Source organism: Sphingomonas sanguinis, assembly GCF_001476905.1.
GTDB classification, from domain to species: Bacteria; Pseudomonadota; Alphaproteobacteria; order Sphingomonadales; family Sphingomonadaceae; genus Sphingomonas; species Sphingomonas sanguinis_B.
On sequence record NZ_LDTE01000007.1, the window covers coordinates 12223 to 38253 of the forward strand.

Consider the following 26031-nt stretch of genomic DNA (forward strand, 5'->3'; position numbering starts at 1 on the left):
ATTTGATCGGCCATGTGCTTGGCACGGAAACCCTATCTTTAGGCATTTCGCCCTAAGCTGGTCCAACATGGATGAGTAAACAGGGCAGCGTAAACATTGAGCAAGACGTCTGAGCAGGATCGATTCGTCGATCATTCTGCCGAGCGGCAAGACAGCGATCTTGCCGCGGTCCAGCGTATCGCTGCCTTGGAAGCGGCCATATCCGACCTGACCGAACGCCTTGCCGACCAGGAAGCCCGCCATCAATTCGCGTGCGAGCTGGGCAACCAGATTCCGTGGACGGCGAAACCCAGCGGCGAAATCGTCCATCTGCCCCCGCTCTGGGAGAGGCTGACGGGCCTGACCATTCAGGAAAGCCAGGGAGACGGCTGGGCGGCGGCGATTTGTCGTGAGGATGTCGAGCGGGTTCAGGCCGTGTGGAAGCATGCCCTTTCCACCGGCGAAGCGATGGAGACGGATTTCCGGCTGGTCATGCGCGGCGGCGAATGGCGCTGGTTCCAATGCCGCCTGGCACCGCGTCGGGCGGAAGACGGTTCGATTCTCTGCTGGCACGGCATGGTCGAGGACAGGCATGACCGGTATCTGGCCGAAGCGGCCTTGAAAACCAGCGAGGTGCTGACCCGCAGCGTGCTGGAAAGCACGACCGACATGGTCATGGTCATGGACCGCGACTGGCGCATCACGTTCATGAACACACGAGGCGCAGCCTTCGTCGGAAGGCTGCGTCGCGGTAAGGTAGGCGACTCCTTCTGGGACCTCTACGACGATTATCGCGGTTCCGAATTCGAGATCCATTTTCAGCAGGCGATCGAAACGGGAGAACCGGTTCGATTCGAGTCCTATGTGGCCGATCTCGACATGTGGGTAGACGTCAAGGCGTGCCCGATGGGCGACGGATTGGCCGTGTTCTTCCACGACATGACGGAGCGGCGCCGCGCTAGCGATGCGCTTGTCCAGCTCGCCCATGAAGACCCGCTGACCGGACTGGCCAACCGGGCGGTGTTCAGCGCAGCGCTGCGCCACGCCTTCGAGCAGCGGCTGGAGCGAGAGACGCATATCCTGCTGCTCGACCTGGACCAGTTCAAGGAGGTCAACGATACGCTGGGTCATTCGGTCGGCGATGAGCTGTTGCGGGCCGTCGCGCTCCGACTGACCACGATGCTGGGTGAGGGCGATGTGCTGGCGCGGCTGGGCGGCGACGAGTTTGCGGTCGTCCATCTGCCCGGACCCGGGACGCGCGGGCCAGAGGCCTTGGCCCGTGCGCTGATGATGAGCTTATCGAAGCCCTTCATGGTCGATGGGGTCGCGATCAAGCTGGCCGCCAGCATCGGCATCGCGGCCTCTTCGCCCACCCATGCCTCGGACAACGACCTGTTTCGCGCGGCCGATATTGCGCTCTACCGGGCCAAGGCGGAAGGACGCGGCGTGATCCGCACCTTCGACACGCCGATGGCCGAACGGGTGCAGGCGCGTCAGTCGATGAAGCTCGACCTGGAGGCGGCGCTGGGGCGGGGCGAATTGCGGCTGGTCTATCAGCCGATCATGGACATCGCCACCGGCCGCTTTGCAGGCGCGGAAGCGTTGCTGCGCTGGCGGCATCCGACGCGGGGCGATGTGCGGCCTGACGAGTTCATCCCGCTGGCCGAGGATACGGGCCTGATCGTCCCCGTCGGCAACTGGGTTCTGTCGGAGGCGTGTCGGGAAGCGTCGGCTTGGCCAGAGGATAAGACGATCGCGGTCAACCTGTCGCCGATCCAGATCCGCGACGAAACGCTGCCCCGGCGCGTCGTGGGTGCGCTGGCCGAGGTCGGGCTGGCGCCCGGGCGTCTGGAGCTGGAGATCACCGAATCCGTGCTCTTGAACGAAAACGAGCGCAACCTCGCCATCCTTCATGCCCTGCGCAAGGCCGGGGTTCGGATCGCGCTGGACGATTTCGGCACCGGCTATTCGTCACTGTCCTATCTGCGGCATTTCCCGTTCGACAAGCTGAAGCTGGACCGCTGCTTCGTCGGCGACGTCGGCAGCTCGCGCCAGTCGCAAGCGATCGCACGAGCAGCCGGGGAAATGGGCCGTGCCTTCGAGATGACGACGACGGCCGAAGGGGTCGAGACACAGGAGCAGCTCGACTGGCTGAGAACCAATGGCTGGTCGCAGGCCCAGGGCTGGTTCACCGGACGGCCCATGGAGGCCGCAGCAATTCGCGAGCTTTTTGCTTCGACGGCTGGCGAAGGCAATTTGGCCGAGACTCCGCCGGCGCCGCCCCAGACGATCTTGCGGACCGGTTAGCGGCAGCCCCTCTGGCACGAAAGGAGCCCCCGGCGGCTTAGCCACCGGGGGTTCGCTTTCTCGGAGTTGGCCACGACCGGATCGCGGCCACGCCCGGTCAGAAGTTCGTCGTGATCGAGAACTGGATATAGCGTCCGTAGATGTCGTAGAAGTTGACCGGCGAGTTCTGCCAGCCATTGATCGAATAGGTGTTGTTGCCACCCCGCGCCGGAATGATCGGTGGGTCCTTGTCCAGCAGGTTGTTGATCGTCACGCCCAATGTCATCCGCTTGGCGATGTTCACATTCGCCGCCAAGTCGAAATAGCTGTAATTGGGAATACGCGCGAAGGTGTTCTGGACCGTGCGACGGACCGTGCCGCTCTGGGTGGCCGAGATGTAGCGCCAATTCAGCGATACCTGGAACAGACCGTCTTGACCGGTGAACGTGCCGCGCAGGTTATGACGCCACTTCGGAATGGGATTACCCACGCCGTCGCCGAAATATCCTACGCTACCCGACTGGTTGCTGATCGAGGCCGCGCTGGTGACCAGGCCGCCGTTGAAGTCGGTGGCAAAGGTGCCCGAGCCGACCGGCAGGTCGTAATGACCCTGGAAGTCATAGCCGGTGGTACCGATCTGGTTGGGCACGTTCAGCACGAGCGAGCTGACATAGCCCGACGTCGGGTTGTTGATATTGCCGTACAGCGTACCGTTGCCGTTACGGACAAATTGTTGACACGAAATCTTATTCAGCTCGGTCGGATTGGCCGTATAGTCGATGCAGTTGTTAATGATCGTATCCTGATCCAGGCCGACGATCTGGTTATTGTACCTGATCTCATAATGGTCGACCGAGAAGCTGAAGCGCGGCAGGAAGCTCGGCGTCAGTACGAGGCCATAGGTCAGGGTGTTGGCAGTCTGTGGCCCCAGCGCGGGGTCGACTGCGCCGTTGCGATAGATACATCCAGCATCCGGGCAACGGATCGACACACTGCCATAGGTCGCCGGGTTGAAGCCTGGCTGCAACTGGCACGCGGCCAGGCTCGCTGCCGGGGCACCGCCGGTTGCGGTCGATGCACCGCAGATGTCGACGAAGTTCAGGCTGCGCGCGAAATTGATGTTCTCCGTCGCCTCGAAGACGTTGGGCGCGCGTGAGGCGAAGTTGCGCGCCACGCGGAAGCGGATGTCGCGGATCGGTGCCCAGGTCCCCTCCAGCTTCCAGGTGCTGAAGAAGGTCCGCGACGAAGTGTCGTAATTCGATGCGCGATAACCGCCGCTGAAGCCCAGCAGGTGCGTCCAGGACTGATCCTGGATCAGCGGCAGCTGGATTTCGGCTGCCAGTTCCTTGGCGGTCTGGGTGCCGCGCGAGAAGGAGGAGGGGTTGGGCGTGCCCTGGATGATCGTGTTGTAGTCGGCACTGGTGAAGTTGTTCGCAATATCGCGACGCAGCTCGGCACCCAGGCTGATCTGCACGCCGTCGGTCGCGAGCGGCGAGCGGATGCCGTATCGGCCCAAGTCGCCGCTGATATTGGCCTGCACGTCGAAGAAATAGCCGACATTGCGACGCGGTCCGTTGGGTGCATAGGCGAAGATATAATTGTAGGCGGCAGGGTCGTCCGAATCTCCGCGGAAGATGTCGAGCGGGACACAGGCCGGGTCCGAGCCGTTCACCTTCGACACGCAGGTCGGCACGCCGTTGACGCTGACGACGTTCAGCGCCTTGGCGATGTTTTCGCCCGATGGCGCCCAGTTGCGGTTGATCGCGCTCTTGACCAGGCTCTTGGCCCAGACGCCGCCAACGTCATAATGCCATGCGCCGCCGAAGTCGCCGCGCACGCCCAGGGTCGCACGATTGTAGATTTGCTGATAATCGATCGAGCGTGTCGGATAATGCTGGAAGCGATAGCCGAAGTCGATCGGCACCGTTGCTGCCGTACCCGCCAGCGCACCGCAAAGCACGCCGGCCTGCTGAGCCGACATCAGCGGGTTGTTGCAGTTCAACTGATAGCCGCCCGTGCCATTGGTCTGCTCACCGATCGTGGCGGGCAGGTACGTCCCCTGGCTGGTGTTGCGGGTATACATGTAGCTGCCGTAGATCTCTGCCCAATCGGTCGCCTTGAACGACAGAAACCCGCCCGCATTATACCGCTCATTCGCACGCAGCATCTGATAGCTGTCGTCCATGCGGTTCTGGCGATCGGTCATCGCATTTTGTGTGTTGCGATAGGGGCGGAAGACTCGGCTGCCGTCATTCGCGTTGATCTGCGGTGTTCCGCCGTTCAGATTGTAGATGTAGCCATAGCGCGAATAGAGCGTGCTATCGCAGCTCAGTGCTCCGTCGATGCCAGCCTGCAACAAGTGGCAGGCTTGGGACGAGCGAGAATTATATGGCAGGTTGTCGGTGTGGCGGTAGCTGAAGTAGCTGGACAGCGACAGGCGATCGTCGAACAGTTGGGTTCCCGCCGCAATGTTGATGGTCGCGCGCGCACCGTCATTGGCCCAGCCCAACGGCGTCGGGAAACCGCGCGACCGGGCCGTGTCCGTGACGATGTTGCTGCGGTTCAGATGGTTGAAAAAGCCGTAATTGGCATCGACCTGCAGCCCCTTGAAATTCTTCTTCAGAATGAAGTTGACGACGCCGGTCAGGGCGTCCGGGCCGTACACCGCGGCCGCCCCGCCGGTCAGCACGTCGACGCGCTGAACCAGGGCAGGGGGGATCGAGTTGACGTCGGCCGCCACTTGGCCACCCAACCGCTGACCATCGAGTAGGACGAGCGCCGCTCCGCCCGAACCGCCGATGTTGCGCAGGTTGACGCGCGCGGTGCCGTTGCCTTCGTCATCGGCCTGCGGCGCATAAGGAACGATCTGCGGTAGGCGATTGAGAACGTCCTCAATATTTACCGCGCCGCTGAGCTTGATTTCCTGGGCCGAGATCGCCTGGATCGGCGCGGCGGAGGCCAGGTTCGGATTCACGATGCGCGATCCGGTTACGACGACATCGTTCGAGCCGTTACTCGACGGGCCCGCATCGTCGGCGTTCAGGCGGACATTTTCACGCTCTGCATTTTTGCGGCTCTCGCTTTTGGCCGAATCGGACGCAGCTGGCGTCGCTTGGTCAGACTGAGCGGCGGCGGGCATGGCCCAAACGATCGCGGCGCAGCTAGTAGCGAGTAGAAACCCCTTTTTTGTCATAGTCTTCCCCCTAAAATTTGGCGAAATTGTCCGCCGTTTCCCTGTCGTATCTTCAGCTCTATCGGCCGTGTTCTTCCCGGGACGTCGCAAAAATTCTTTTGATATTTACGACGTTTCCGTCGTGCGAACCTAACGAAGTCACTTTTGTGATCAAGTCCATTAGAAGACCAATAGCAACCCGGGTGGAAGCGTCATATCATGGCGCTCAATCCCAAAAAGCGAGGCTGAGCTCAGCCTAGCAACCAGAATGGTTCGGAGGCCATGATACTTTGGCGATTCATCTAAGCATCTGAAATATATGACGAAATCTCGCGGCGCGAGAGCTGGCTGTGCCCTAAGTCATTATTTATAAAGGGAAGGGATATCGAACTTCAAAGCGATAAAAACGACACATAACCTCCATGGTTCATGGCCGACAGCATGGATGGTATAGGGCACTGTCATCTTCTGGTGTTAAATCGGGTTAGCTGACGCACCCGTCGATAGCTCGAAGCTCAATAAGGTGGGGCGACGCGAGCGCGGTGTTCGCGGGCGGCGGCGGTCCACCAGGCGAGATCGTCGGCGAAGCGCGGAAAGGCGCGGGTAAGCGATGCGCCGCCGTCTCCGGTCGGACGCCCCTCCGCATCCAGGGCGTGCCCGATGCCGCCGACCGGCAGTGTGCTCGACACCACGACCATGCCCATCTCGGTCAATGTACCGTGCCAGGCGACGCTGGCATGGGCGCCCGCCAGGCGCCCGGCCGAATAGCTGGCAATCGCCGCCGGGCGCCAGAACCATTCCTCCAGGAAATGGTCGGTCAGGTTCTTCAGGCCCGGCTGCTGGCCCCAATTATACTCGCCAGTCACGAAGACGAATGCATCGGCCGCGCGGATCTTGCCCGCCAGTTCCTCCAGCGCAGGCGGCGCTTCGCCTGCGGGATATTCCTTGTACATCCGGTCCAGCATTGGAAGGCCGATGGCCTTGGCGTCGATCAGTTCGGCCTCGGCTCCGCGTTCCCCGAACGATCGGACGAGGAAATCGGCTAGCCGGATACCCTGTCGGTCGGATCGGTAGGAGCCGTAGAAGATCAATATGCGGTCGGCCATCATGCCTCTCCCATCATGGAGCGGGTGGACCATCGGGCCGCCCGTCCAGCTTCACGCCTCGATAAACGCGAGCAGATCGGCGTTGATCCGGTCGGCACGAGTGATCGGCATGTCGGGCGGATAGCCCGGATAGGATGTAGGCACCGCACCCTTCACGACGTCTCGCGACAGCCTGCCGCTGGTGGCAAAGGGCACCATCTGATGATCCTCGCCATTCAGAACCAGCGCCCGGGCGGCGACTATGGTGATATGCCGCCTTCGACCCTTGCGGGTGCAGGCTCTGGCCCAGGCGCTGGCGAAGGCGCCCTGGGCGCGGACCTGAAGCGGTCGGCTAGCCCCGCGCGCCCGCGATATAGCGCGACACATTGTCGGCCAGCACGTTCAGCGGCACGTTGCCGCCATCGACCACCGCCTGGTCGAAGTCGCGCAGGTCGTAACGGGCCCCCAGCGCCGCTTTCGCACGGGCGCGCTGGGCGACGATCTCGGCGCGGCCGACCTCGTAACCGCAGGCTTGGCCCGGCCAGGCGCAATAGCGGTCCACTTCGCTCACCGCATTGGTGCGCGGCAGGCCGGTGGCGGCGATGAACTCGGCCAGCGCCTTGTCGCGCGACCAGCCGATCGCGTGGATGCCGGTGTCGACGATCAACCGCACCGCGCGCCATGCCAGCCCCATCAGATAGCCTAGCCGCCCCGCCGGATCGTCGGCGTACATCCCGAGCTCGTCGGCCAGCTGCTCGGAATAGAGCGCCCAGCCCTCCGAATAGGCATTGAACGCCAGGATCGATCGGATCAGCGGCAGCTTCTGCGCATATTCGCCCTGCCAGACATGGCCCGGAATACCCTCGTGATAGACCAGATCGGGAATGGTCACGCGATTGTGGATGGTCGGATCGCCCAGATTGACCCAGACCTTGCCCGGCTCGCGTCCGTCGATCGTGCCGGGGCCGCCATAGGCCGCTGGGGCACCCGCCTCCTGCGCCAGCGGCATCCGCCGGATCTCCAGATGGCCGCGCGCCAGCCGCCGGAATGCTTGCGGCAAGCGCGGGCGGATCGCGTCGATCTTCGCCTGCATATAGGCGACGATCTGTTGGCGCCCTTCGTCATTGTCGGGAAAGCCGATGCCGGGGCGACGCTGATAGGCGATGGCGCGCTCGGCGACGCTGCCCTGGGTCAGCCCTTCCTTGCGTAGGATGACGTCCATCTGTGCCTGGAGGTCGGCCAGCCGGTCGCGGCCCATCTGGTGCAGCTCGGTCGGGCTGCGGCGGGTGGTGGTCCCGGCGCGCAGGCCCCAGGCGTACCATGCGGGGCCATGCGGGCGGGTGCCCATGCCGGGCGCATCGCTCGCCACCGCCCGCTGGGCGCGCAGTTCGGCCAGCTGTCGCTCCAGCGCGGGCACGATGGCCGTCCGCACGATCTGCGCCGCGCGGCCCGTCCAGTCGCCGGGGATCGCCTTTGCCTTGCGCGCCAGCGGCCCGACCAGCGGCCCATCGGTGTTGGCCGCCTCGGCGATGGTGCGCGTCATGCCGGTGATCGTCTTGTCGAGCAGGAAGGACGGCGGCACCAGCCCCTGTTCGCGCGCTTGGCGAATCCGCACCGTCTCCCCATCCAGTTGTGCGGGCATGGCGGCGAGGCGGGCGAGATAGGCCTCCGCATCGGCGGCGTTGCGGACCGGCTGGTCGCCGTCCAGCATCTGCGGCACGTCGAGCCACGATCCGACATTCTGGATGACGCCATAGGGCGTGTTGCGCCAGTCGCCGATGGTCGCGACCCCATAAGGCAGCGCCATGCCGTCGAGCGCGGTGCGGAATGCACTTTCGACCACCGCGATGCTGGTCGCGGTCGAGGGATCGAGCCCGGTACGCGGCAACCGCGCCAGCTCCGTCAGGCTCTGCGTCAGAAAGCGCTGTCGCGCCGCCACCCCGGCGGGCGAGCGATCCTCCAGCCGCCGCCGGAGATCGGCATGAGCGCCCTCATCGACCCCAAGCGTCGTCGCCCGCTCCGGCACCAGCGGCAGCAATCCCCAAGCGATCCGATCGAGCAGCGCGCCCGCCGCATCGCCAGGTGGGACAGCCCCATGGAGCGCGGTGGCAGCGGTCAGGGCGGTGGCGCCGATCAGGGTGTCGCGGCGAGAGAACAGGCTGGTCATGCCTGATTGATGAACGGTGGTAGGTGCTGCGTCAAATCGTGCCACTTATTCGAGAGGAGGCAAATTCATTCGGAATCTAATCAGCAACTGTGCGCTGGTCCTGTAACTGCCCGCTTTCGCCCGTGTGTTCGCAAGCTGGCGTCGGTCGTCGCAATGATGGTGACGGCTGTCCGGAGGGGCAGGTACGCTAGAGAATAATATAAATGTTTTTCAGTGCCCGCAAATTATTCATTTTCAATGATGCCATTGACCCGCAGATTGTAAGCCTTGCCGATCGCTATTCCCAAGGCAGTTCAGACCCAGGCAACGTACTTGAGGCAGTAATCACATTTTCCACGGCTGGAAGTGTAACCATCGTCATGTCGAGTTTTGCCCGGCGGACCCTAAGCGCTTCCATTCGATCTGCCGCTTTGCGTCCTCCGGGTTCTGAGGGGCCCAAGTGGTATCGATACGTGCCCAACGCACTAAGCAGCTTGTCTATTGCCTTACCCCGCTCAACGTCAGTCAGATCGCCTCTTAGGGCCGCGTAGCCGTTTTGAATGCGTTGATGTAGAGCGCGCGGTGCCATAACCCGGCGACGTTCGATGGGTACGCCGGTGACAATCACTCGGCGTGCCGCAGATCGAAACTCAATCTTGTGAGTTTGGAAGCCGCGTTGGCGGATAATGCCCCTGATTTGTTCGACTAGTTCACCTCGGACGAAGGTACCAGAGATTGTCAGGTCGTCTACCCAAAGAGACATTCGGAGCCCATTGGCTTGGCAGATTGCAAATATCTCATCGAACATTGCGCGGTGTATATGCGTTATGAGTACTGGGCTAACTGGCGAGCCAAATGGCATCTTGCGGTCGATTGCGACAAGCTTGGTAAACAGTCCAGCCACATCGCTCCGCAAACCGGCGACATGGAACGCCCAGCGAAAGATATGCTCGTCAGTGGTCGAAGGGTAAAATTGTTGTATATCTAAGCTGAGGAATTGAGTCTGCTGCGCGTGATGTTCGGCATTGTCTCGTTGCGATCGACCTTTCCGCGGACTAAACAGGTATTCGGGCTGTCGAATTTTGTTCAGATGAAACTTGAGCCGCTCGTGGATAGTGCGTAATTTACCTGTTGGAACGGCTAAGTTCCGCAGCTTCAGGCCAATCTGCTTCGGCTCGCGTTTGACCCAGCGCTCCTTATCGCGGATCAGCGCTTCCAATTGATGCTTCTTCCAGCCCAACAACTCTGCCAAGTCGCGCTGAGTAAGATCTTGGACCCACGGAGAATCCTTGAAAAGGTATCGCTCGTACCGCTGCTTATGCTGCTTCACGGTCGGCGGGCTTCAGTTTTTCAAGAAGTTTCAGAACCTTATCTGCAATGATTAACTGACCACGGCGAGCAACCGGCTGGCCCTCAATCTCTTCGGCAAAGAAGAGCAACTGCGACATGCGGACCCCTATAGCGTTACTGTAAGCCTCGAGAAGGTCCATCGTCACGCTCTTACGGCCTCCCTCGATGTCTGAAATCATCGATTGAGAGACTGAAAGCTTCTTAGCCATCTCCGCCTGCGATAGGCCGCAATATAGGCGGAGGAGCCGAAGCGCTTCGTTTATCATGGCGCGCTTCGTCATGGTGCGGCTGTCCCGAGGTCACTGATCATTCGCGAAGAAAATACTTCACGAAAGTCACCACCTGACCAATCGCGATGACCACCTTGAAAAGGATGAGCCAACGTGACGGTTCCGGCGGCTTGTGCCGCTGCGTGCGAGGATGACGGCTCATTGGTTGCTCTCCTTTCGGCCACACCGACCGGCATGGTCGGCGCCCGTAGGCCAGTTTGAGAGCGCTGTTCCGGAGCGTTTATACCTCGGGGTCGCCGCGCCCGGTCCCGGGCGGGCGCGGCGCGCCGCTCCCCCGCCGAGACACAGGAAGTAGTCAAGGATTTCTCCTTACAGGGCTTTTGGCCCCAGCTTCTGACGGGTGCAGTATGAGCTACCATCGCTAGTGCAACTAATCACAACTGCGCGAAGGCTGCAAGATAGAATATCGCTCCAAGCGATATTCTATCTTTGTCTTGGCGGAAGAGGTGGGATTCGAACCCACGGATGGCTTGCACCATCGCCGGTTTTCAAGACCGGTGCCTTAAACCGCTCGGCCACTCTTCCCCGTGCGCGGTGGAGGTGCCTCTACGGCAAGCGGGCGGGCGAATCTACTGGGGATTATCGGCTATCGTGACGGGCGGAGCGCGGCTGGTTGTGCCTGGGTTGCGGTGGCGCGAGGTTCCGGCGGCGGCGCGGCTATGGCAAACAGGGTCCCATGTGGGGGACAATTACCCGGCGCGTGATGCGCCTCGGCTTCATTTCGACCTTGGCGATGCTGGTCGGCGGCGTACCGGCTCAGGCCCAGGACGAGGCCGGTTTCCAGAGCTATCTGCAACAGGTGCGTGGCACCGCGCTGGCCGATGGGGTGAGCCGCTCGACGCTGGACTCGGTCCTGCCGACGCTGACGCTCAACACGCGGGTGATCGAGCTGGACCGGCGCCAGCCCGGCGGGCCCGCCAATACCGGCTTCAGTCCCTTCGCGCCCTATAAGGCCGCGCATGTCGATGCCGCGCGGATCGGGCGCGGGCGCACCAAATATCTGGCGCAGCGCCCGCGCCTGTCGCGGATCGAGCGCGAGACGGGCGTGCCGGAATCGATCATGGTCGCCATCTGGGGTCATGAGACCAATTACGGTGCCTATACCGGCAATTTCGACCTGCTCCGCTCGCTCGCCAGCCTGGCCTATGAAGGGCGGCGGCGGCCGCTGTTCGAGGGCGAGTTCATCGCCGCGCTGAAGATGATGGACCGCGGCGTCACGCGCGACCAGCTGAAGGGCAGCTGGGCGGGGGCGACGGGCAATCCGCAGTTCCTGCCCTCCATCTATCTGCGCCTCGCACGCGATGGCGATGGCGACGGACGGGCGGACATCTGGAACAGCGAGGCCGATACACTGGCCTCGATCGGCAATTACTTCGTCAATGCCGGATGGCGGGCGGGCCAGCCCTGGGGCTTTGCGGTGACGATCCCGGCCGGGTTCGACCGCTCGATGGTCCGCAACCGGCTGATCAGCCCACGCTGCCCCCGCGTGTTCGAGCGGCATAGCGGATGGCGCACCATGGCCGAGTGGCGCGCGATGGGCATCGTGCCGCAGGGCGCAGCCTGGCCGAACGACCAGGTGCTCGCCACGCTGATGGAGCCGGACGGGCCCGGCGCGACGGCCTATCTGCTGACCGGCAATTACCGGGTCATCCTGGATTACAACTGCTCCAATTTCTATGCGTTGTCGGTGGGATTGCTGGCCGATGCGATTGCGGGTTGAGCTGATCGCCCTGTTGGCCGCGCTCTGTGCGGCACCGGTCGCGGCGGCGGGGAAGGACGATGCGCCGTCGACGCCGCGTTACGGCCAGTATGACGCGACCGGGCGGGCGAGCTGGTATGGTCATGAGCTGGCCGGGCGGCGGACCGCGACGGGCAAGCGCTTCGACCCCAACGATGTGATGATCGCGCATCGCACCCTGCCGCTCGAATCGATGGTTGAGGTGACCGATGTCGATACCGGCCGCACGATCGTCGCGCGGGTCGGTGATCGCGGGCCGGGCCGGGGTGACCGGGTGGCGGACCTGTCGCTGGGTGCGGCGCGGCTGCTCGGCACCAACAAGCGCGCGGTCGCGCATGTCCGGCTGCGCGCGCTAGCGCCGGGCGGAGGTGCTCCCGGCCTGATCCTGGCGGGCGCGACGGCGGTGGCGCCGATCGCCAAGCCCATCGCCCTCGATCCGCAGGCGGTCTACCGGGTGCAGCTGGGCAGTTTTTCCAGCCATGACCGGGCCGTGGCGCTCGCCCGCCGGTTCGACGCGCGGGCCCGTGCGGCGGGGCGTCTCTGGCGCGTCGAGCGATCGGGCATGAATGCCGATTCCGCCAAAGCCCTGCGTGACGCGGCGGTTCAGGCCGGTTATGAAGACGCCCGCATCCTGCATCAGGATTGACCTCCCGGCTCCCTTTGGTCACGGAACACCCATGAAGACCCTGTACGCATCTTTTGCCGCTCCGCTCGCCCTGGTCGCGCTCGCCACTCCCTCGATCGCGGCCGCTCCCGCCTTCGATACGCCCGCGCCGGTCGCCTTCATGAAGGACCTGTCCTCGGGCGCGATCCTGTTCCAGCGGGATGCCGATCGCCGCATGCCCCCGGCGTCGATGGCGAAGATGATGACCGTCTATGTCGCCTTCGACCTGGTGAAGAAGGGCCAGTTGAAGCTCAGCGACATGGTCGCCGTGCAGCCGGAGACGTGGAAGAAGTGGCACGGGCCGCAGGCGGGTTCGACCATGTTCCTGTCGCCGAACGAACAGGTCAGCGTCGCCAATCTGCTGTATGGTATCGTCACCCTGTCGGGCAACGACGCCTGCGTCGTACTGGCCGAGCATATCGCGGGCACCGAGCAGAATTTCGTCGAGCGGATGAACCGGACCGCCAAGCAGATCGGGCTGAACAACAGCCATTTCGGCACGTCGAACGGCTGGCCTGACGGCGGCGTGACCTATGTCACCGCGCGCGACCTCGCCGACCTGGCCGAGCACACGATCCAGGACTTCCCGCAGCTCTACAAGCAGTTCTATTCGCGTCGTGACTTCTCCTGGGGCAAGACGATGGGCGGCAACGCCATCACCCAGGCAAACCGCGATCCGCTACTCGGTCGTGTCGCCGGGGCGGACGGGCTGAAGACCGGTCATACCGAAGAGGCGGGCTATGGCTTCACCGGCTCGGCCGAGCAGAATGGCCGCCGTCTGGTGATGGTCGTCGCCGGGCTGAACAGCTTCGGCGCGCGGGCCGAGGAGTCGGTGAAGTTCATGAACTGGGGCTTTCGCGCATGGCAGGCCAAGCCGGTCGTCGCCAAGGGCAAGAAGGTCGCCGACGCCGAGGTCCAGATGGGATCGTCGAGCAGCGTCGGCCTGGTCGCGCCGCGCCAGCTTACCGTGACGCTGCCCGCCGGTCTCGACCCCGCGATCAGCGCCAAGGTCGTCTATCAGGGCCCGATCAAGGCCCCAATCAAGGCGGGCCAGCATATCGCCGATCTGGTCGTCAGCTCGCCCGACATGCCCGCGCAGCGCCTGCCGCTGGTCGCGGACAAGGATGTGAGCGAAGCGGGCTTTTTCGGCCGCGCCTGGGCCGGGCTGACCTCCTTCTTCGGTTGATCCACCCATGAACCTGCCGGTCGGCAATGACGCGGCCCAGGCCGCCTTTGCCGCCGCGCTGGGCGGCGCGAAGCTGCACCATGCCTGGCTGATCGCTGGGCCGGAAGGCGTGGGTAAGGCCAGCTTTGCGCGCGCCGCCGCCACCCGCCTGCTCGCGCGGGCGAGCGGGGCGGGGGCGCTGTCGCCTGGGCTGGCGGTGCCGGAGGATCATCCGACCGCGAAGCTGATGGCGGCGGGGTCGCATCCCGATTTCCGGGTCATGGCACGGCTGCCCAAGGATGCGGACAAGCCGGATCAGGATTTGGCCCGGTCGATCACCATCGCCCAGGTTCGTACCTTGCAACCGATGTTCGCGACCGCGCCCGCCATGGGCCCGGCGCGCGTCGTCCTGATCGACGCGATCGACGATCTGGAGCGAGGTGGGGCGAACGCACTGCTGAAGAATCTGGAGGAGCCGCCTGCGGGGACGGTGTTCCTGCTCGTCAGTCATGCGCCGGGCCGGTTGCTGCCGACGATCCGGTCACGGTGTCGGTTGCTCCGTTTCGAGCGATTGGGGGACGGTGACGTCGCGCGGGTGCTGCGCCAGCAACTGCCCGAGGCGGAGGAAGACGAGATCGCCTCGCTCGTGGCGGTGGCGGATGGTGCGCCGGGGCGGGCCTTGCGTTTCGCCGGGCTCAACATCGCCGGGCTGGACGGGGCGATCGCGCGCATCGCGGAAACCGGCGATCCGGGCAATGTCGAGCGGGTGAAGCTGGCCAAGGCACTGGCGGGGAAAGCGTCGCAGGCCCGGTATGAGGCGTTTCTGGACCGGGTGCCTGCGTTCATCGCGGGCCGTGCGCGTGGGCGCTCGGGGCCGGGATTGAAGGTCGCGCTGGATGCCTATGCGGCGGCGCAGGACCTGGCAGGCGCGGCACGCGGGCTGTCGCTCGACGCGCAGGGCACGGTGTTTGAGATGGCGGGGATCATCGCGACATTGCGGTGAAAATCGCCCTCAGGCTTTACAACCCCACCCGCTCGAAATGGCCGGGCTCGAACCCGTGGATGGCCAGTTCGGCGATCCGTGCCGCGACCACTTCCGGCGCCTTGACTGAAGCAGGGTCTTCGCCGGGATAGGCCTTGGCCCGCATCTGGGTGCGTGTCGCGCCCGGATCGACGATGGCGGTGCGGATCTTGCTGATCTCCGCCGTCTCGTCACCATAAGCGGCGAGCAGCGTCTCGAACGCGGCCTTGGATGCGCCGTACGCGCCCCAATAGGCGCGCGGCTTGCGGCCCACGGAGGAGGTTATCCCGATCACCCGCGCCGCTGCCGACTGCCGAAGCATCGGGTCGAAGGCGGAGATGAGCGCCGCCTGCGCGCTGACGTTCAGGGTCAGGACGCGCGCGAACTCCTTGGGATCGATCGCGGGCACGGCGGCCAGCGAGCCGAGCATCCCGGCGTTCAGCACCATGACGTCCAGCGCCTGCCATCGCTCGCCGATCGCGGCGGCGAGGCGGCCGATCGACTCATTCTCAGCCAGGTCGAGCGGCGCGATGGTGGCCGAGCCCCCGGCGTTGAAGATGGTCTCCTCGACCTCCTCCAACCCCTTGGGGCTCCGCGCGGTCAGGACGACATGCGCCCCCGCCGCGCCCAGCGCGATGGCCGTCGCCGCGCCGATACCCCGGCTGGCCCCGGTGACCAGCGCCAGCTTGCCGTCGAGCGGACCCGCCATCAGGCGACCCGCTCGGCCAGCATCGCGAACTGGTCGACCGTCGCGCTTTCGTCATGGTCGGTCAGCGTGGTCGGATAGTCGCCGGTGAAACAGGCGTCGCAATAGCTGGGCTTGTCGCCGCGCGCCGCGTTCAGCGCCTTGTACAGCCCCTCGATCGACACGAAGGACAGGCTGTCGGCATGGATGAAGTCGGTCATCCCGCCCAGGTCCAGCTTGGCGGCGAGCAGCTTGGCGCGCTCGGGCGTGTCGACGCCGTAGAAGCAGGAGTGACGCGTCGGGGGCGACGCGATGCGCATATGCACCTCGGCCGCACCCGCTTCGCGCATCATCTGCACGATCTTCAGGCTGGTGGTGCCGCGCACGATCGAGTCGTCGATCAGAACGACCTTCTTGCCTTGGATCAGCGCGCGGTTGGCGTTGTGCTTCAGCTTGACGCCCAGATGGCGAACCTTGTCGCCCGGCTGGATGAAGGTGCGGCCGACATAGTGCGAGCGGATGATGCCCAGCTCGAACGGAATGCCCGAGGCCTGGGCATAGCCGATGGCCGCAGGGACGCCGGAGTCGGGCACCGGAATGACCAGATCGGCGTCGACCGGCGCTTCAAGGGCCAGCTGCGCACCGATCTCCTTGCGCACCGAATAGACCGACTGGTCGCCCGCGATCGAATCGGGGCGGCTGAAATAGACCCACTCGAAGATGCAGGGGCGGGCATCGACCGCCTGGAAGGGGTGGATCGAGCGGATTTCCGTGCCCTGCACGATGACCAGCTCGCCGGGCTCGACTGCACGCTCGAAGGTCGCGCCGCACACGTCGAGGGCCACGGTCTCGGACGCGAAGATCACCGCGCCGTCCAGGCGGCCCATGACCAGCGGCCGGATGCCCAGCGGATCGCGGCAGGCGATCATGCCCTCGGGCGTCATCACGATCAGCGAATAGGCGCCCTCGACCTGCTTCAGCGCGTCGATGAACCGGTCGAGCAGGGTGCGATAATTGGAGGTCGCGACGAGGTGGATGATCGTCTCGGTATCGCTGGTCGATTGGAAGATCGACCCGCGACGGACGAGCTCGCGACGCAGCTTCATCGCGTTGGAGATATTGCCGTTATGCGCGATGGCGAAGCCGCCGGTCGACAGGTCGGCATAGAGCGGCTGGACGTTGCGCAGCGCGGTTTCGCCGGTGGTCGAGTAGCGAACGTGGCCGCAGGCGACTTCGCCCGGCAGACCACGGATCACGTCGTCACGGTCGAAATTGCCCGCGACATGACCCATCGCGCGGTGGGTGTGGAACAACGTGCCGTCGAAGCTGGTGATGCCGGCCGCTTCCTGCCCGCGATGCTGGAGCGCATGCAGGCCGAGCGCGGTCAGCGCGGCCGCGCCGCTGGCGCCGGACACGCCGAAAATGCCGCATTCCTCGCGGAGTTTGTCGTCGTCGAAGGGGTTGGTGGTCAGCATGGGAGAGGCGCTCGCAACGTTCGCAACTAAGGGGCAGACGGGGCGCATATAGGAATGTGATCCGGGTTTGTCGCCTGTTTGTCATCATCGCCCGGATCATTTTCGCGGACGCTGCGTTTCGGAGGCCGAAAACAGGAGATGCCATATGGCGCGCGATCATGGCCCTCAGATCAAGGATGATGCCCTGTACGAGGAACTGCGCAAGCAGGGCGAGTCCAAGGAAAAGGCGGCGCGCATTGCCAACGCAAAGGCCAAGGGCACGCTGGAGCATCGCTCGACGCATTTGGAGGATCGCACCAAGGACGATCTGATGAAGGAGGCGCGCAAGATCGGGATCGTGGGGCGCTCGGAGATGAACAAGGCGGAGTTGGTCGAGGCGATTCGCGGTCACGGTTGACCGGCGGTGGATGACTTCCGCCCCGGTCCGCTTTAATCTGGGCGGATGGCCGACAAACGCGATACCGGGCTGACGCTCGATCCCAAATTCGATTCCAACGGATTGCTGACCGCGATTGCAACCGACCGCGCGAGCGGCGAGTTGCTGATGGTCGCACATATGAATGCCGAGGCGCTGGCAGCGACGCGAACCAGCGGCGAGGCGCATTTCTGGTCAAGGAGCCGGGGGCGGCTCTGGAAGAAGGGCGAAACGTCGGGCCATGTCCTGCGCGTCGTCGAGATGCGGATCGATTGCGACCAAGATGCGCTCTGGCTGATTTGCGAACCGGCGGGGCCTGCCTGTCACACCGGCGCACGGAGCTGCTTCTTTCGCCGAATCGAGGGCGACGGACTGGCCCCGATCGCGTGAGACGCTCCGTCCTGGCGCTGGTGGCGACGCTGGTGCTCGCGGGTTGCGGGCAGGGCGCGGACAGCATCGACAATGCGGCGGGGGATCGGCTGGAGACAGCCAGCATCGCAGCGGGCCTGGTTGCCGATCCGGCCGCCGTGCCGCTCGATGGGATGTGGTCACGCGATACCGACCGAATGTGTATCCTGCCGCGCGGGGCAAAGGACGGCGATCCGGTGCGGCGGATCGGCGTGGTGCTCGATTATGGCGAGGGGCAGGGCTGCGTCGCCTCGGGGACACTGGAGCGGTCGGTGACCGAGTTGAAGGTCGCGCTCGGCGCGTGTCGTTTCCGTGCGCGCTTCGATGGCGACAGTATCCAGTTTCCCGCTGGCCTGCCGACCGAGTGCAATACGCTGTGCACCGGCCGAGCCACTTTGTCGGCGCTGATCGTCGAGCGGATCAGCACCTCGGTCGCAGAGGCGCGCGCGTTGCGCAGCCCCGGTGGCAAGGCGCTGTGCGTCGATTGACGTTCACGTAAAGGGCATATAGCGTTTGCGCCATGACCAAGGTCGCCGCCTCCGCCGAACCGCTGCCCCGCGCCGATCGCGACGATTATTCGATCACCGAATTGTGCAGCGAATTCGGCGTGACCGCGCGTGCGCTGCGCTTCTATGAGGATGAAGGGCTGATCTCGCCGGAGCGGCGCGGCACGCAGCGTATCTATTCGCAGCGGGACCGGGCGCGGCTTGCCTGGATCTTGCGCGGCAAGCGGGTGGGATTCAGCCTCGCCGATATTCGCGAGATGATCGACCTGTATGACCTGGGCGACGGTCGCCGCCAGCAGCGCGAGGTCACCATCGCCCGCTGCACCGCCAAGATCGAAACGCTCGAGGCGCAGAAGCGCGACATCGACGCCGCGATCGCCGAGCTGACCGAGTTTGTCGCGCTGGTCGAATCGCATCGGGAATAGGGCGGGGCGCAATCTGGGTAAGGACTGTGGCCGCCTTCCACTGGCTTGCGACTGGACCCCGGCCTTCGACGGGGCGGGTGTAAATTTTGAGATGCGAAGCCCTATAGTGGGGGCGTTTTGGGTTTGGCCTCGGCTGGCGTCGTGCTGGCGCGACGGACGCCGGTCAATTCGTCCGTAGGGGTCGGTGTCGGCGTTGGACTGGGCTGCGGCGTTGGAGTGGCTATCGGGGCAGTCGTCAGGGGCGTACGCTTCATACAGCGCGGCCCCTTGAACGCGGTATAGATGCCGCAATTCCACAGCGTCCGCTCCAGCCCGATCCCGGCATCGCGGAAATAGCTGAACGCCATCGTCTCCATCTGGGCCTGATTGAGCGGCACCGAAGAGGCCGTCGTGGCAGCGTCGCGCCATGCCATGATCGTGCAATGCTTGCGCGGCCCGCACAGGGTCGTGGCCAGAGCCGGGAAACCATCGGGCGAGAGTCCGGCGGGCAGGGTGATGAGGAAGGTGTCGGGTTCGCTGGCGAGCGGTGCCATGGTCCCCGTCGCCACCGCTCCTTCGGCCAGGGCGGCCCCCGCTTCGTCGCTGGCATCCGTCCCAGCCCGGTGCGCGGGCGAGAAGGGGGCCAGATGCTCGATGACCGGCTCGCCCGGCACCAGATGCCGGTTGAAGGCGGGCGGTGTGCCCCACCAGCCGGACCAGCGGAAGAACAAATGGCTGCCGACACGGGCGACCTTGTCCAGGCTCGCCTGCCAATAGGGGACGACCCAGTCGGTATGGTAATGGGTCGCATGGCCGACTGGGCGGAAAACCTTTCCGTTCAGCGCCATCGTCGCGATCTCGCGAGCGCGGGTCCAGGCGGCTTCCGGCGGTTGCCATTTGGTCAGCGCTCCGTCGCAAGAGAAGGTGAACTGGCAACCGGTCGGGCGCTTCTGCCCCTCGAACACGACGCCGCACACTGTCTTGGGAAAAGCGGGGTGGCGCAGGCGATTGAGAACGACCTGCGCCACCGCCTGCTCGCCCTTGGCGTCGTCGCCCGCCTCGTACAGCACGCCCGCCGCCAGGCAGTCGAGCGCGCGCGCTTTGTCCTCGGGTGACCCGCGATAGATGAACGGGCGCGCCGCCGGGTTTGGATCGGTCGAGAAGGGTACGCCTTCATTATAGGCGCGTGCTTCGTCCGGGGTCATGTCGATGAACGACACCGGCTCGACCGGGGGCAGTTCGGCCGGCGGCACGACGCGTGGTGCCTGGCGCAGCCGCTCAAGGGCGGCGCCGTGCGCCTTGGGGATGGCGGGCGCGTTCGCCACAAGCAAAGCCGGTACGACGCTGGCCGTACCGGCGATGGCAAATAGTGCCGTGCGGATGCCGCCGCGCGGCCGATCAGCGGTGCTCACTGTTCGGGCAGGAAGTCCGGCACCGACAGGTAACGCTCGCCCGTGTCATAGTTGAAGCCGAGCACGCGTACGCCCTCGGGCAGGTCGGGCAGCTTCTGCAGGATCGCCGCCAGCGTCGCGCCCGACGAGATGCCGACCAGCAACCCCTCTTCACGGGCCGAGCGGCGGGCCATGTCCTTAGCGACGTTCGCATCGACCTCGATCACGCCGTCGATCGCCTGGGTGTGGAGGTTGGCCGGGATGAAGCCCGCGCCGATGCCCTGGATCGGGTGGGGACCCGGCTGGCCGCCCTGAATGACCGGTGAGGCGGCGGGCTCGACCGCATAGACCTTCAGTTGCGGCCATTCCTTCTTCAGCGTCTCGGCGACGCCGGTGATATGGCCGCCGGTGCCGACGCCGGTGATGATGACGTCGATCGGCGAATCGCGGAAGTCGTTCAGGATTTCCTGCGCGGTCGTGCGAACATGCACGTCGATATTCGCCGAGTTCTCGAACTGCTGCGGCATCCAAGCACCAGGCGTCTCGCGCACGATCTTCAGCGCGCGTTCGATCGCGCCCTTCATGCCCTTTTCCCGCGGCGTCAGGTCGAAGGTCGCGCCATAGGCCAGCATCAGGCGGCGGCGCTCGATCGACATGGATTCGGGCATCACCAGGATCAGCTTGTAACCCTTGACCGCCGCGACCATCGCCAGGCCGACGCCGGTATTGCCGCTGGTCGGCTCGACGATGGTGCCGCCGGGCTTCAGATCGCCGCTGGCTTCCGCCGCCTCGATCATCGCCAGCGCGATGCGGTCCTTGATCGACCCGCCGGGGTTCGAGCGTTCCGACTTGATCCAGACCTCCGATCCGGGGAACAGCCGCTGGATCTTCACATGCGGCGTGTTGCCGATCGTCTCCAGGATGGTGTTGGCCTTCATGGCTTGGCTTCTCCGTGGCTAGGTTCGGTTGCAAGGATTTCAGGAGGATCAAAGGTTCGCGCCCGCCGGAGTTCCGGGAACAGCCGCGACCACAGCAGGGTGACGCCGATTGCACCCAGCCCGCCGAACACCACAGCGCCGACGGGGCCGAGGATGGAGGCCATGACCCCGCTCTCGAACTCGCCCAGTTCGTTCGAGGCGGAGATGGTCAGTTGCGACACCGCGCTCACCCGGCCGCGCATGGCGTCGGGTGTGTGAAGCTGGATCAGCGACTGGCGGACATAGACCGACACCATGTCGGCGCCGCCCGCGCAGATCAGTGCGGCCAGGCTGAGGAGAAAGGCGGGATGGACGAAGATGGTCGTGCCGCCCAGCGCCAGCGTCCCCGTGCTCAACCCCAGCGCGCCGGTGATGTGGCTGGCGATGCCGAAGGTCAGGATCGACAGGCCGAACACGACGACCGCGATCAGCATCTTCACCCCGACATTCTGCGTCATCGGCTTGAACGAGAACCAGATGGCGGTCGAGGCCGCGCCGATCCCCATGCCTGCCGCCAGGACGCCCAGCCCCTGCGATCCGACATGCAGGATGTCGCGCGCATAGACCGGCAACAGCGAGGTTGCCCCCGCCAGCAGCACCGCGAACAGATCGAGCGTGATCGCCGCCTGCACCAGCCGGTTGCGGCGGACATAGCTGAACCCTTCGACGATTCGGGCCAGCGGGCGATGGTCGGTCTGTGCGGGCGGCTGCGGCACCGGGCCGATAAGGAAGATGCAGAACAGCGCGATCGCGAACAACAGGGTCGCCACGCCGTACGCGAATTCCGGGTGGACGGCGTAGAGCAGGCCGCCGACGCTCGGTCCCGCGATCGTGCCGACCTGCCACGCGATCGAACTGACCGCGATGGCGGTGGGCAGGCTCTCGCGCGGCACCAGATTGGGGGCGAGGGAGGAATAGGCTGGCCCCGAAAAGGCGCGTGCGATGCCGAAGGCGACGGCGGCGGTGAAGAGCGCCGCCAGGCTCAGATGCCCCGTTCGGGTCAGCAGCCAGAGCGCCGCTGCGGTCAGCACCAGCAGCGCGGTCGTCGCCCGCACGATCCAGCGCCGGTCGACGCTGTCGGCGACCAGCCCGGTGATCGGGGTCAGCAGGAACAGCGGCACGAACTGCGCGAAACCGATCATGCCCAGCATGAAGGCGGCTTGGCGCACGTCCATGGTCTCGCGCGCCAGGTTATAGACCTGCCATCCGATCACGATCGACATGGCGGAGACGGCAATGGTTCCGCTGAACCGCGACAGCCAATAGCTGCGGAAATTGGCAATGCGGAACGGGTGTAGGGGTTTGTCCATGGTTGACGCGCGTTGTAGGCTGTGGTTCGCCGACAAGGCAACCGAGGCAAAGCTATTCTCCCCTAAATTCCCGCTGTCCGGGTGGGAATTCAAAGGGGGAATTGAGTTTCCTGACAAAGCGCGCCAATAGGCTCGCATCCTTCCCCAACGGAAACAAAGGTGTTCCCGACTGTGGCAAAAGCTCCAAGCCGTACCAGCGAGCCCCCCATTCCCAATCGGGAGCGTCCCGCCGAACCGCAACCGTTCCAGGCTACCAAGGAACAGTTGCTGGATTTCTACAAGCAGATGCTCCTGATCCGCCGCTTTGAAGAAAAGGCGGGTCAGCTCTATGGCCTCGGCCTGATCGGCGGTTTCTGCCATCTGTATATCGGCCAGGAAGCCGTGGCGGTGGGTCTCCAGTCGGCGCTCGACGGCGACAAGGATTCGGTCATCACCGGATATCGCGACCATGGTCATATGCTGGCCTATGGCATCGATCCCAAGGTCATCATGGCCGAGCTTACGGGGCGTGCCGCCGGCATCTCCAAGGGCAAGGGCGGGTCGATGCACATGTTCTCGACCGAGCATAAATTCTACGGCGGCCACGGCATCGTGGGCGCGCAGGTGTCGCTGGGCACCGGCCTGGCGTTCGGGCACAAGTATAGCAATGACGGCGGCGTCTGCCTCGCCTATTTCGGCGATGGTGCTGCCAATCAGGGCCAGGTGTACGAGAGTTTCAACATGGCCGAGCTGTGGAAGCTCCCGATCATCTTCGTGATCGAGAACAACCAGTACGCCATGGGCACCGCGGTCAACCGCGCCTCGTCCGAGGACCAGTTGTATCGCCGTGGCGAGAGCTTCCGCATCCCCGGCATCCAGGTCGACGGCATGGACGTGCTGGCGTGCCGCGGTGCGGCCGAAGAGGCGTTGGCCTGGGTCCGTGCGGGCAAGGGTCCGGTCATCCTCGAGATGAAGACCTATCGCTATCGCGGTCACTCCATGTCCGACCCCGCAAAGTATCGCAGCCGCGAGGAAGTGCAGGGCGTGCGCGACAAGTCCGATCCGATCGATCACGTGAAGCGTCTGCTCGAAGAGCAGGGCGTGACCGAGGCCGATCTGAAGGTCCTGGAGCAGGACATTCGCAAGCAGGTCAACGAAGCGGCGGACTTCGCCGAGCAGACCCCCGAGCCCGATGTGGCTGAACTCTACACTGAAGTGCTGGTGGAGCGTTACTGAGATGGCGATCGAGATCAAGATGCCGGCCCTTTCCCCGACCATGGAAGAGGGCACGCTCGCCAAGTGGCTCGTGAAGGAAGGCGATACGGTCAAGTCCGGCGACATCATGGCCGAGATCGAGACCGACAAGGCGACGATGGAATTCGAAGCCGTTGATGAAGGCGTGATCGCCAAGATCCTGGTCGCCGAGGGCACCGACAATGTGAAGGTCGGTACCGCCATCGCGCTGCTGGCCGAGGAAGGCGAGGACGTCGCGTCCGCCGCCGCCTCGGGTTCGCGTTCGGGCGATGCGGCCAATGCCGCGCCGAAGAACGAGGCGACCGACCACAAGGCCCCGCCGATGCCGGAAGGCGCGGCTGCGGCCGAGCAGGAAAGCGGCACCCAGAAGCTGGTCGCCGCAGCCGAGCAGGAAGCGCCCGCCTCGCCGGAAATCCCGGAAGGCACCGAGATGGTGAAGCTGACCGTCCGCGAAGCGCTGCGCGACGCGATGGCCGAGGAAATGCGCGCCGACGACCGCGTCTTCGTGATGGGCGAGGAAGTCGCCCAGTATCAGGGCGCGTATAAGGTTACCCAAGGCCTGCTGGACGAGTTCGGCGACCGTCGCGTGATCGACACGCCGATCACCGAATATGGCTTTGCCGGTGTCGGCACCGGTGCCGCCATGGGCGGCCTGCGCCCGGTCATCGAGTTCATGACGTTCAACTTCGCCATGCAGGCGATCGACCACATCATCAACTCGGCCGCCAAGACCAACTATATGTCCGGTGGCCAGATGCGCTGCCCGATCGTGTTCCGTGGCCCCAATGGTGCCGCCAGCCGTGTCGGTGCGCAGCACTCGCAGAACTACGGTCCGTGGTACGCTTCGGTCCCCGGCCTGATCGTGATCGCGCCCTATGACGCGGCCGATGCCAAGGGCCTGTTGAAGGCCGCGATCCGTTCGGAAGACCCGGTCGTGTTCCTCGAGAACGAGCTGATGTACGGTCGTTCGTTCGATGTGCCCAAGCTCGACGATTTCGTCTTGCCGATCGGCAAGGCGCGGATCATGCGCGAGGGCAAGGACGTGACGCTCGTCTCCTATTCGATCGGCGTGGGCGTCGCGCTCGAAGCCGCCGAGAAGCTGGCCGCCGAGGGCATCGACGCCGAGGTCATTGACCTGCGCACGCTGCGTCCGCTCGACACCAAGACGGTGCTGAAGTCGCTCGCCAAGACCAACCGTCTGGTTGTGGTCGAGGAAGGCTGGCCGACCTGTTCGATCGCATCGGAAATCACCGCCGTGGTGATGGAAGAAGGGTTCGACGACCTCGACGCACCGGTGCTGCGCGTGACCAACGAGGACGTGCCGCTGCCTTATGCCGCCAACCTCGAAAAGCTGGCGCTGGTCGACGCGAACAAGGTCGTCGCGGCGGTCAAGAAGGTGACCTATCGCGGCTGAGCCGTGGAGTAACCTTCTGGTTTGAAAGGGGCCTTCCGCGAAACCGGGAGGCCCTTTTTCATGCGCGTCACCTGTGCGAAGGGCAGGGGATGACCGACGTTTCTGCCGCCGCCCCGCCCCCGCCCGCCATCGAAGCGGTGATGCGCGAACAGGCGCTGGCGGTGGTCTATGCGCCCGCATCGGCACGGGACGGATTTGCGGCGCTGCTGGATCTCGACCACCAACTCGCCTCGATCCTGCAAAGCACGACCGAGCCGATGATCGGCCAGATGCGGCTGACCTGGTGGTTTGAGGCGCTGGAGAAGCTCGACCGCGAGCCTGCCCCCGCGCATCCGGTTTTGCAGCGGCTGGCGGGATCGGTGCTGCCTGGTGGAGTCCGGGGGGCGGATCTGGCGCCGATGATCGAGGGGTGGGAGGCGCTGCTCGATGATGGCGAGGCGCTGGACGACGAGCGGGTCGCGCGGCATGCCGAGGCACGGGGCGGGGTATTGTTCGCCTCCATCGGGCGTTTGCTGGGCGGTGCGGATTGGGAAGTTCTCGGGATCGCCTGGGCCATGGCCGATCTGGCGAGGCATATCGGCGACAAGCCGGTGGCGGAGCGGATCGGTGTACAGGCGTCGGGCGCGTTGGATACCGCGCTGTCATCGAAACGGGGGCGGGGGACGCGGGGACTGAGCGGCTTGGGCGTTCTGTCCCGTGAGAGTCTGCGCCACCCGGATCGCCTACCGGGTCATCCACTACGTGCCGCGCGGTTGGCTTGGCACGGCCTGACGGGACGCTGACCCACTGCGCCTCAAGATAAAGCCGTACCCCGGCGAAGGCCGGGGTCCAGTTGCACTGCAACCAAGAATGCGAGGCATTGCCTCCCTCGCCCGTCCGTGGCGCCTCATAGGCCGAGTAGAGACTGGACCCCGGCC

The 26031-nt window shown here is 64.7% G+C and carries 24 protein-coding genes and 1 tRNA gene; 12 read left to right on the plus strand and 13 right to left on the minus strand.

What is annotated here, in order from left to right; all coding sequences use genetic code 11:
• The first annotated feature begins 96 nt into the window (after positions 1–96).
• Entirely contained in the window at positions 97–2286 is a 2190-nt protein-coding gene (locus SB4_RS01590; RefSeq protein WP_058751140.1) for a putative bifunctional diguanylate cyclase/phosphodiesterase, read from the plus strand.
• Between the two features lie 97 nt (positions 2287–2383).
• Here SB4_RS01590 and SB4_RS01595 read toward each other — a convergent pair whose 3' ends face one another.
• The 8 genes from SB4_RS01595 to SB4_RS01615 form a co-directional block, all read right to left on the minus strand.
• Entirely contained in the window at positions 2384–5458 is a 3075-nt protein-coding gene (locus tag SB4_RS01595) for a TonB-dependent receptor domain-containing protein (RefSeq protein ID WP_082669892.1), read from the minus strand.
• Positions 5459–5952: 494 nt separating this feature from the next.
• Positions 5953–6543, minus strand: coding sequence for an NADPH-dependent FMN reductase (locus SB4_RS01600; RefSeq protein ID WP_058751179.1), 591 nt, complete (start codon positions 6541–6543; stop codon positions 5953–5955).
• A gap of 51 nt (positions 6544–6594) precedes the next feature.
• The gene (locus SB4_RS19890; RefSeq protein WP_193753711.1) at positions 6595–6741 is read right to left on the minus strand and encodes a hypothetical protein; all 147 of its coding nucleotides are present in this window, start codon (positions 6739–6741) and stop codon (positions 6595–6597) included.
• A 133-nt stretch (positions 6742–6874) separates the two neighbouring features.
• Positions 6875–8689 (minus strand): DUF885 domain-containing protein, encoded by a 1815-nt coding sequence (locus tag SB4_RS01605; RefSeq protein WP_082669893.1) that lies wholly within the window; start codon positions 8687–8689, stop codon positions 6875–6877.
• A gap of 277 nt (positions 8690–8966) precedes the next feature.
• Positions 8967–9998: a reverse transcriptase family protein gene (locus SB4_RS18750; protein ID WP_082669894.1), complete on the minus strand. Its 1032-nt coding sequence runs from the start codon at positions 9996–9998 to the stop codon at positions 8967–8969.
• Positions 9985–10299: a helix-turn-helix domain-containing protein gene (locus tag SB4_RS01610; protein ID WP_058751142.1), complete on the minus strand. Its 315-nt coding sequence runs from the start codon at positions 10297–10299 to the stop codon at positions 9985–9987. Before SB4_RS01610 ends, SB4_RS18750 begins: the two co-directional genes overlap by 14 nt.
• A 25-nt stretch (positions 10300–10324) precedes the next feature.
• Complete coding sequence (locus SB4_RS20490; RefSeq protein ID WP_275044974.1) at positions 10325–10450, minus strand: hypothetical protein; 126 nt, start codon at positions 10448–10450, stop codon at positions 10325–10327.
• 293 nt (positions 10451–10743) lie between these two features.
• Positions 10744–10833, minus strand: a tRNA-Ser gene (locus tag SB4_RS01615).
• 178 nt (positions 10834–11011) lie between these two features.
• On the opposite strand from SB4_RS01615, the gene SB4_RS01620 reads away from it, so the two are divergent.
• The 4 genes from SB4_RS01620 to SB4_RS01635 are packed head-to-tail and all read left to right on the plus strand — an operon-like array spanning position 11012 to position 14878.
• Positions 11012–12028 carry a lytic murein transglycosylase gene (locus tag SB4_RS01620; RefSeq protein WP_058751143.1) on the plus strand — a complete coding sequence of 339 codons (1017 nt, stop codon included), beginning with the start codon at positions 11012–11014 and terminating at the stop codon, positions 12026–12028.
• Entirely contained in the window at positions 12012–12692 is a 681-nt protein-coding gene (locus tag SB4_RS01625) for a septal ring lytic transglycosylase RlpA family protein (protein ID WP_058751144.1), read from the plus strand. The genes SB4_RS01620 and SB4_RS01625 overlap by 17 nt, the downstream gene beginning before the upstream one ends.
• A 31-nt stretch (positions 12693–12723) precedes the next feature.
• On the plus strand, positions 12724–13896 hold the full coding sequence (locus SB4_RS01630; RefSeq protein WP_058751145.1) for a D-alanyl-D-alanine carboxypeptidase family protein: 1173 nt from the start codon (positions 12724–12726) through the stop codon (positions 13894–13896).
• Positions 13897–13903: 7 nt separating this feature from the next.
• Positions 13904–14878 (plus strand): AAA family ATPase, encoded by a 975-nt coding sequence (locus SB4_RS01635; protein ID WP_058751146.1) that lies wholly within the window; start codon positions 13904–13906, stop codon positions 14876–14878.
• 16 nt (positions 14879–14894) lie between these two features.
• Here SB4_RS01635 and SB4_RS01640 read toward each other — a convergent pair whose 3' ends face one another.
• Complete coding sequence (locus SB4_RS01640; RefSeq protein ID WP_058734040.1) at positions 14895–15605, minus strand: SDR family NAD(P)-dependent oxidoreductase; 711 nt, start codon at positions 15603–15605, stop codon at positions 14895–14897.
• Positions 15605–17056 (minus strand): amidophosphoribosyltransferase, encoded by a 1452-nt coding sequence (purF, locus tag SB4_RS01645; RefSeq protein WP_193753712.1) that lies wholly within the window; start codon positions 17054–17056, stop codon positions 15605–15607. Before purF ends, SB4_RS01640 begins: the two co-directional genes overlap by 1 nt.
• A 145-nt stretch (positions 17057–17201) precedes the next feature.
• On the opposite strand from purF, the gene SB4_RS01650 reads away from it, so the two are divergent.
• The 4 genes from SB4_RS01650 to SB4_RS01665 are packed head-to-tail and all read left to right on the plus strand — an operon-like array spanning position 17202 to position 18810.
• Positions 17202–17453, plus strand: a complete 252-nt coding sequence (locus SB4_RS01650; RefSeq protein ID WP_058751147.1) for a DUF7218 family protein — start codon at positions 17202–17204, stop codon at positions 17451–17453.
• A gap of 45 nt (positions 17454–17498) precedes the next feature.
• Positions 17499–17861: a phosphoribosyl-AMP cyclohydrolase gene (hisI, locus tag SB4_RS01655; RefSeq protein WP_058751148.1), complete on the plus strand. Its 363-nt coding sequence runs from the start codon at positions 17499–17501 to the stop codon at positions 17859–17861.
• Positions 17858–18367 carry a lipoprotein gene (locus SB4_RS01660; RefSeq protein ID WP_058751149.1) on the plus strand — a complete coding sequence of 170 codons (510 nt, stop codon included), beginning with the start codon at positions 17858–17860 and terminating at the stop codon, positions 18365–18367. The genes hisI and SB4_RS01660 overlap by 4 nt, the downstream gene beginning before the upstream one ends.
• A gap of 32 nt (positions 18368–18399) precedes the next feature.
• Complete coding sequence (locus SB4_RS01665; protein WP_058716544.1) at positions 18400–18810, plus strand: MerR family transcriptional regulator; 411 nt, start codon at positions 18400–18402, stop codon at positions 18808–18810.
• A gap of 101 nt (positions 18811–18911) precedes the next feature.
• Here the strand turns inward: SB4_RS01665 and SB4_RS01670 are convergent, their stop codons facing one another.
• The 3 genes from SB4_RS01670 to SB4_RS01680 are packed head-to-tail and all read right to left on the minus strand — an operon-like array spanning position 18912 to position 22467.
• Entirely contained in the window at positions 18912–20201 is a 1290-nt protein-coding gene (locus SB4_RS01670; RefSeq protein WP_058751150.1) for a cell wall hydrolase, read from the minus strand.
• The gene (gene cysK / locus SB4_RS01675; protein ID WP_058751151.1) at positions 20198–21118 is read right to left on the minus strand and encodes a cysteine synthase A; all 921 of its coding nucleotides are present in this window, start codon (positions 21116–21118) and stop codon (positions 20198–20200) included. Before cysK ends, SB4_RS01670 begins: the two co-directional genes overlap by 4 nt.
• Entirely contained in the window at positions 21115–22467 is a 1353-nt protein-coding gene (locus tag SB4_RS01680) for an MFS transporter (RefSeq protein WP_058751152.1), read from the minus strand. The genes cysK and SB4_RS01680 overlap by 4 nt, the downstream gene beginning before the upstream one ends.
• A gap of 171 nt (positions 22468–22638) precedes the next feature.
• Between SB4_RS01680 and pdhA the strand changes: the two genes are divergently transcribed.
• The 3 genes from pdhA (at position 22639) to SB4_RS01695 (ending at position 25896) form a co-directional block, all read left to right on the plus strand.
• The gene (pdhA, locus tag SB4_RS01685; RefSeq protein ID WP_056432896.1) at positions 22639–23682 is read left to right on the plus strand and encodes a pyruvate dehydrogenase (acetyl-transferring) E1 component subunit alpha; all 1044 of its coding nucleotides are present in this window, start codon (positions 22639–22641) and stop codon (positions 23680–23682) included.
• A 1-nt stretch (position 23683) separates the two neighbouring features.
• Positions 23684–25114, plus strand: coding sequence for a pyruvate dehydrogenase complex E1 component subunit beta (locus SB4_RS01690; RefSeq protein ID WP_058751153.1), 1431 nt, complete (start codon positions 23684–23686; stop codon positions 25112–25114).
• A gap of 89 nt (positions 25115–25203) precedes the next feature.
• Entirely contained in the window at positions 25204–25896 is a 693-nt protein-coding gene (locus SB4_RS01695) for a squalene/phytoene synthase family protein (protein WP_058751154.1), read from the plus strand.
• The last annotated feature ends 135 nt before the right edge of the window (positions 25897–26031 follow it).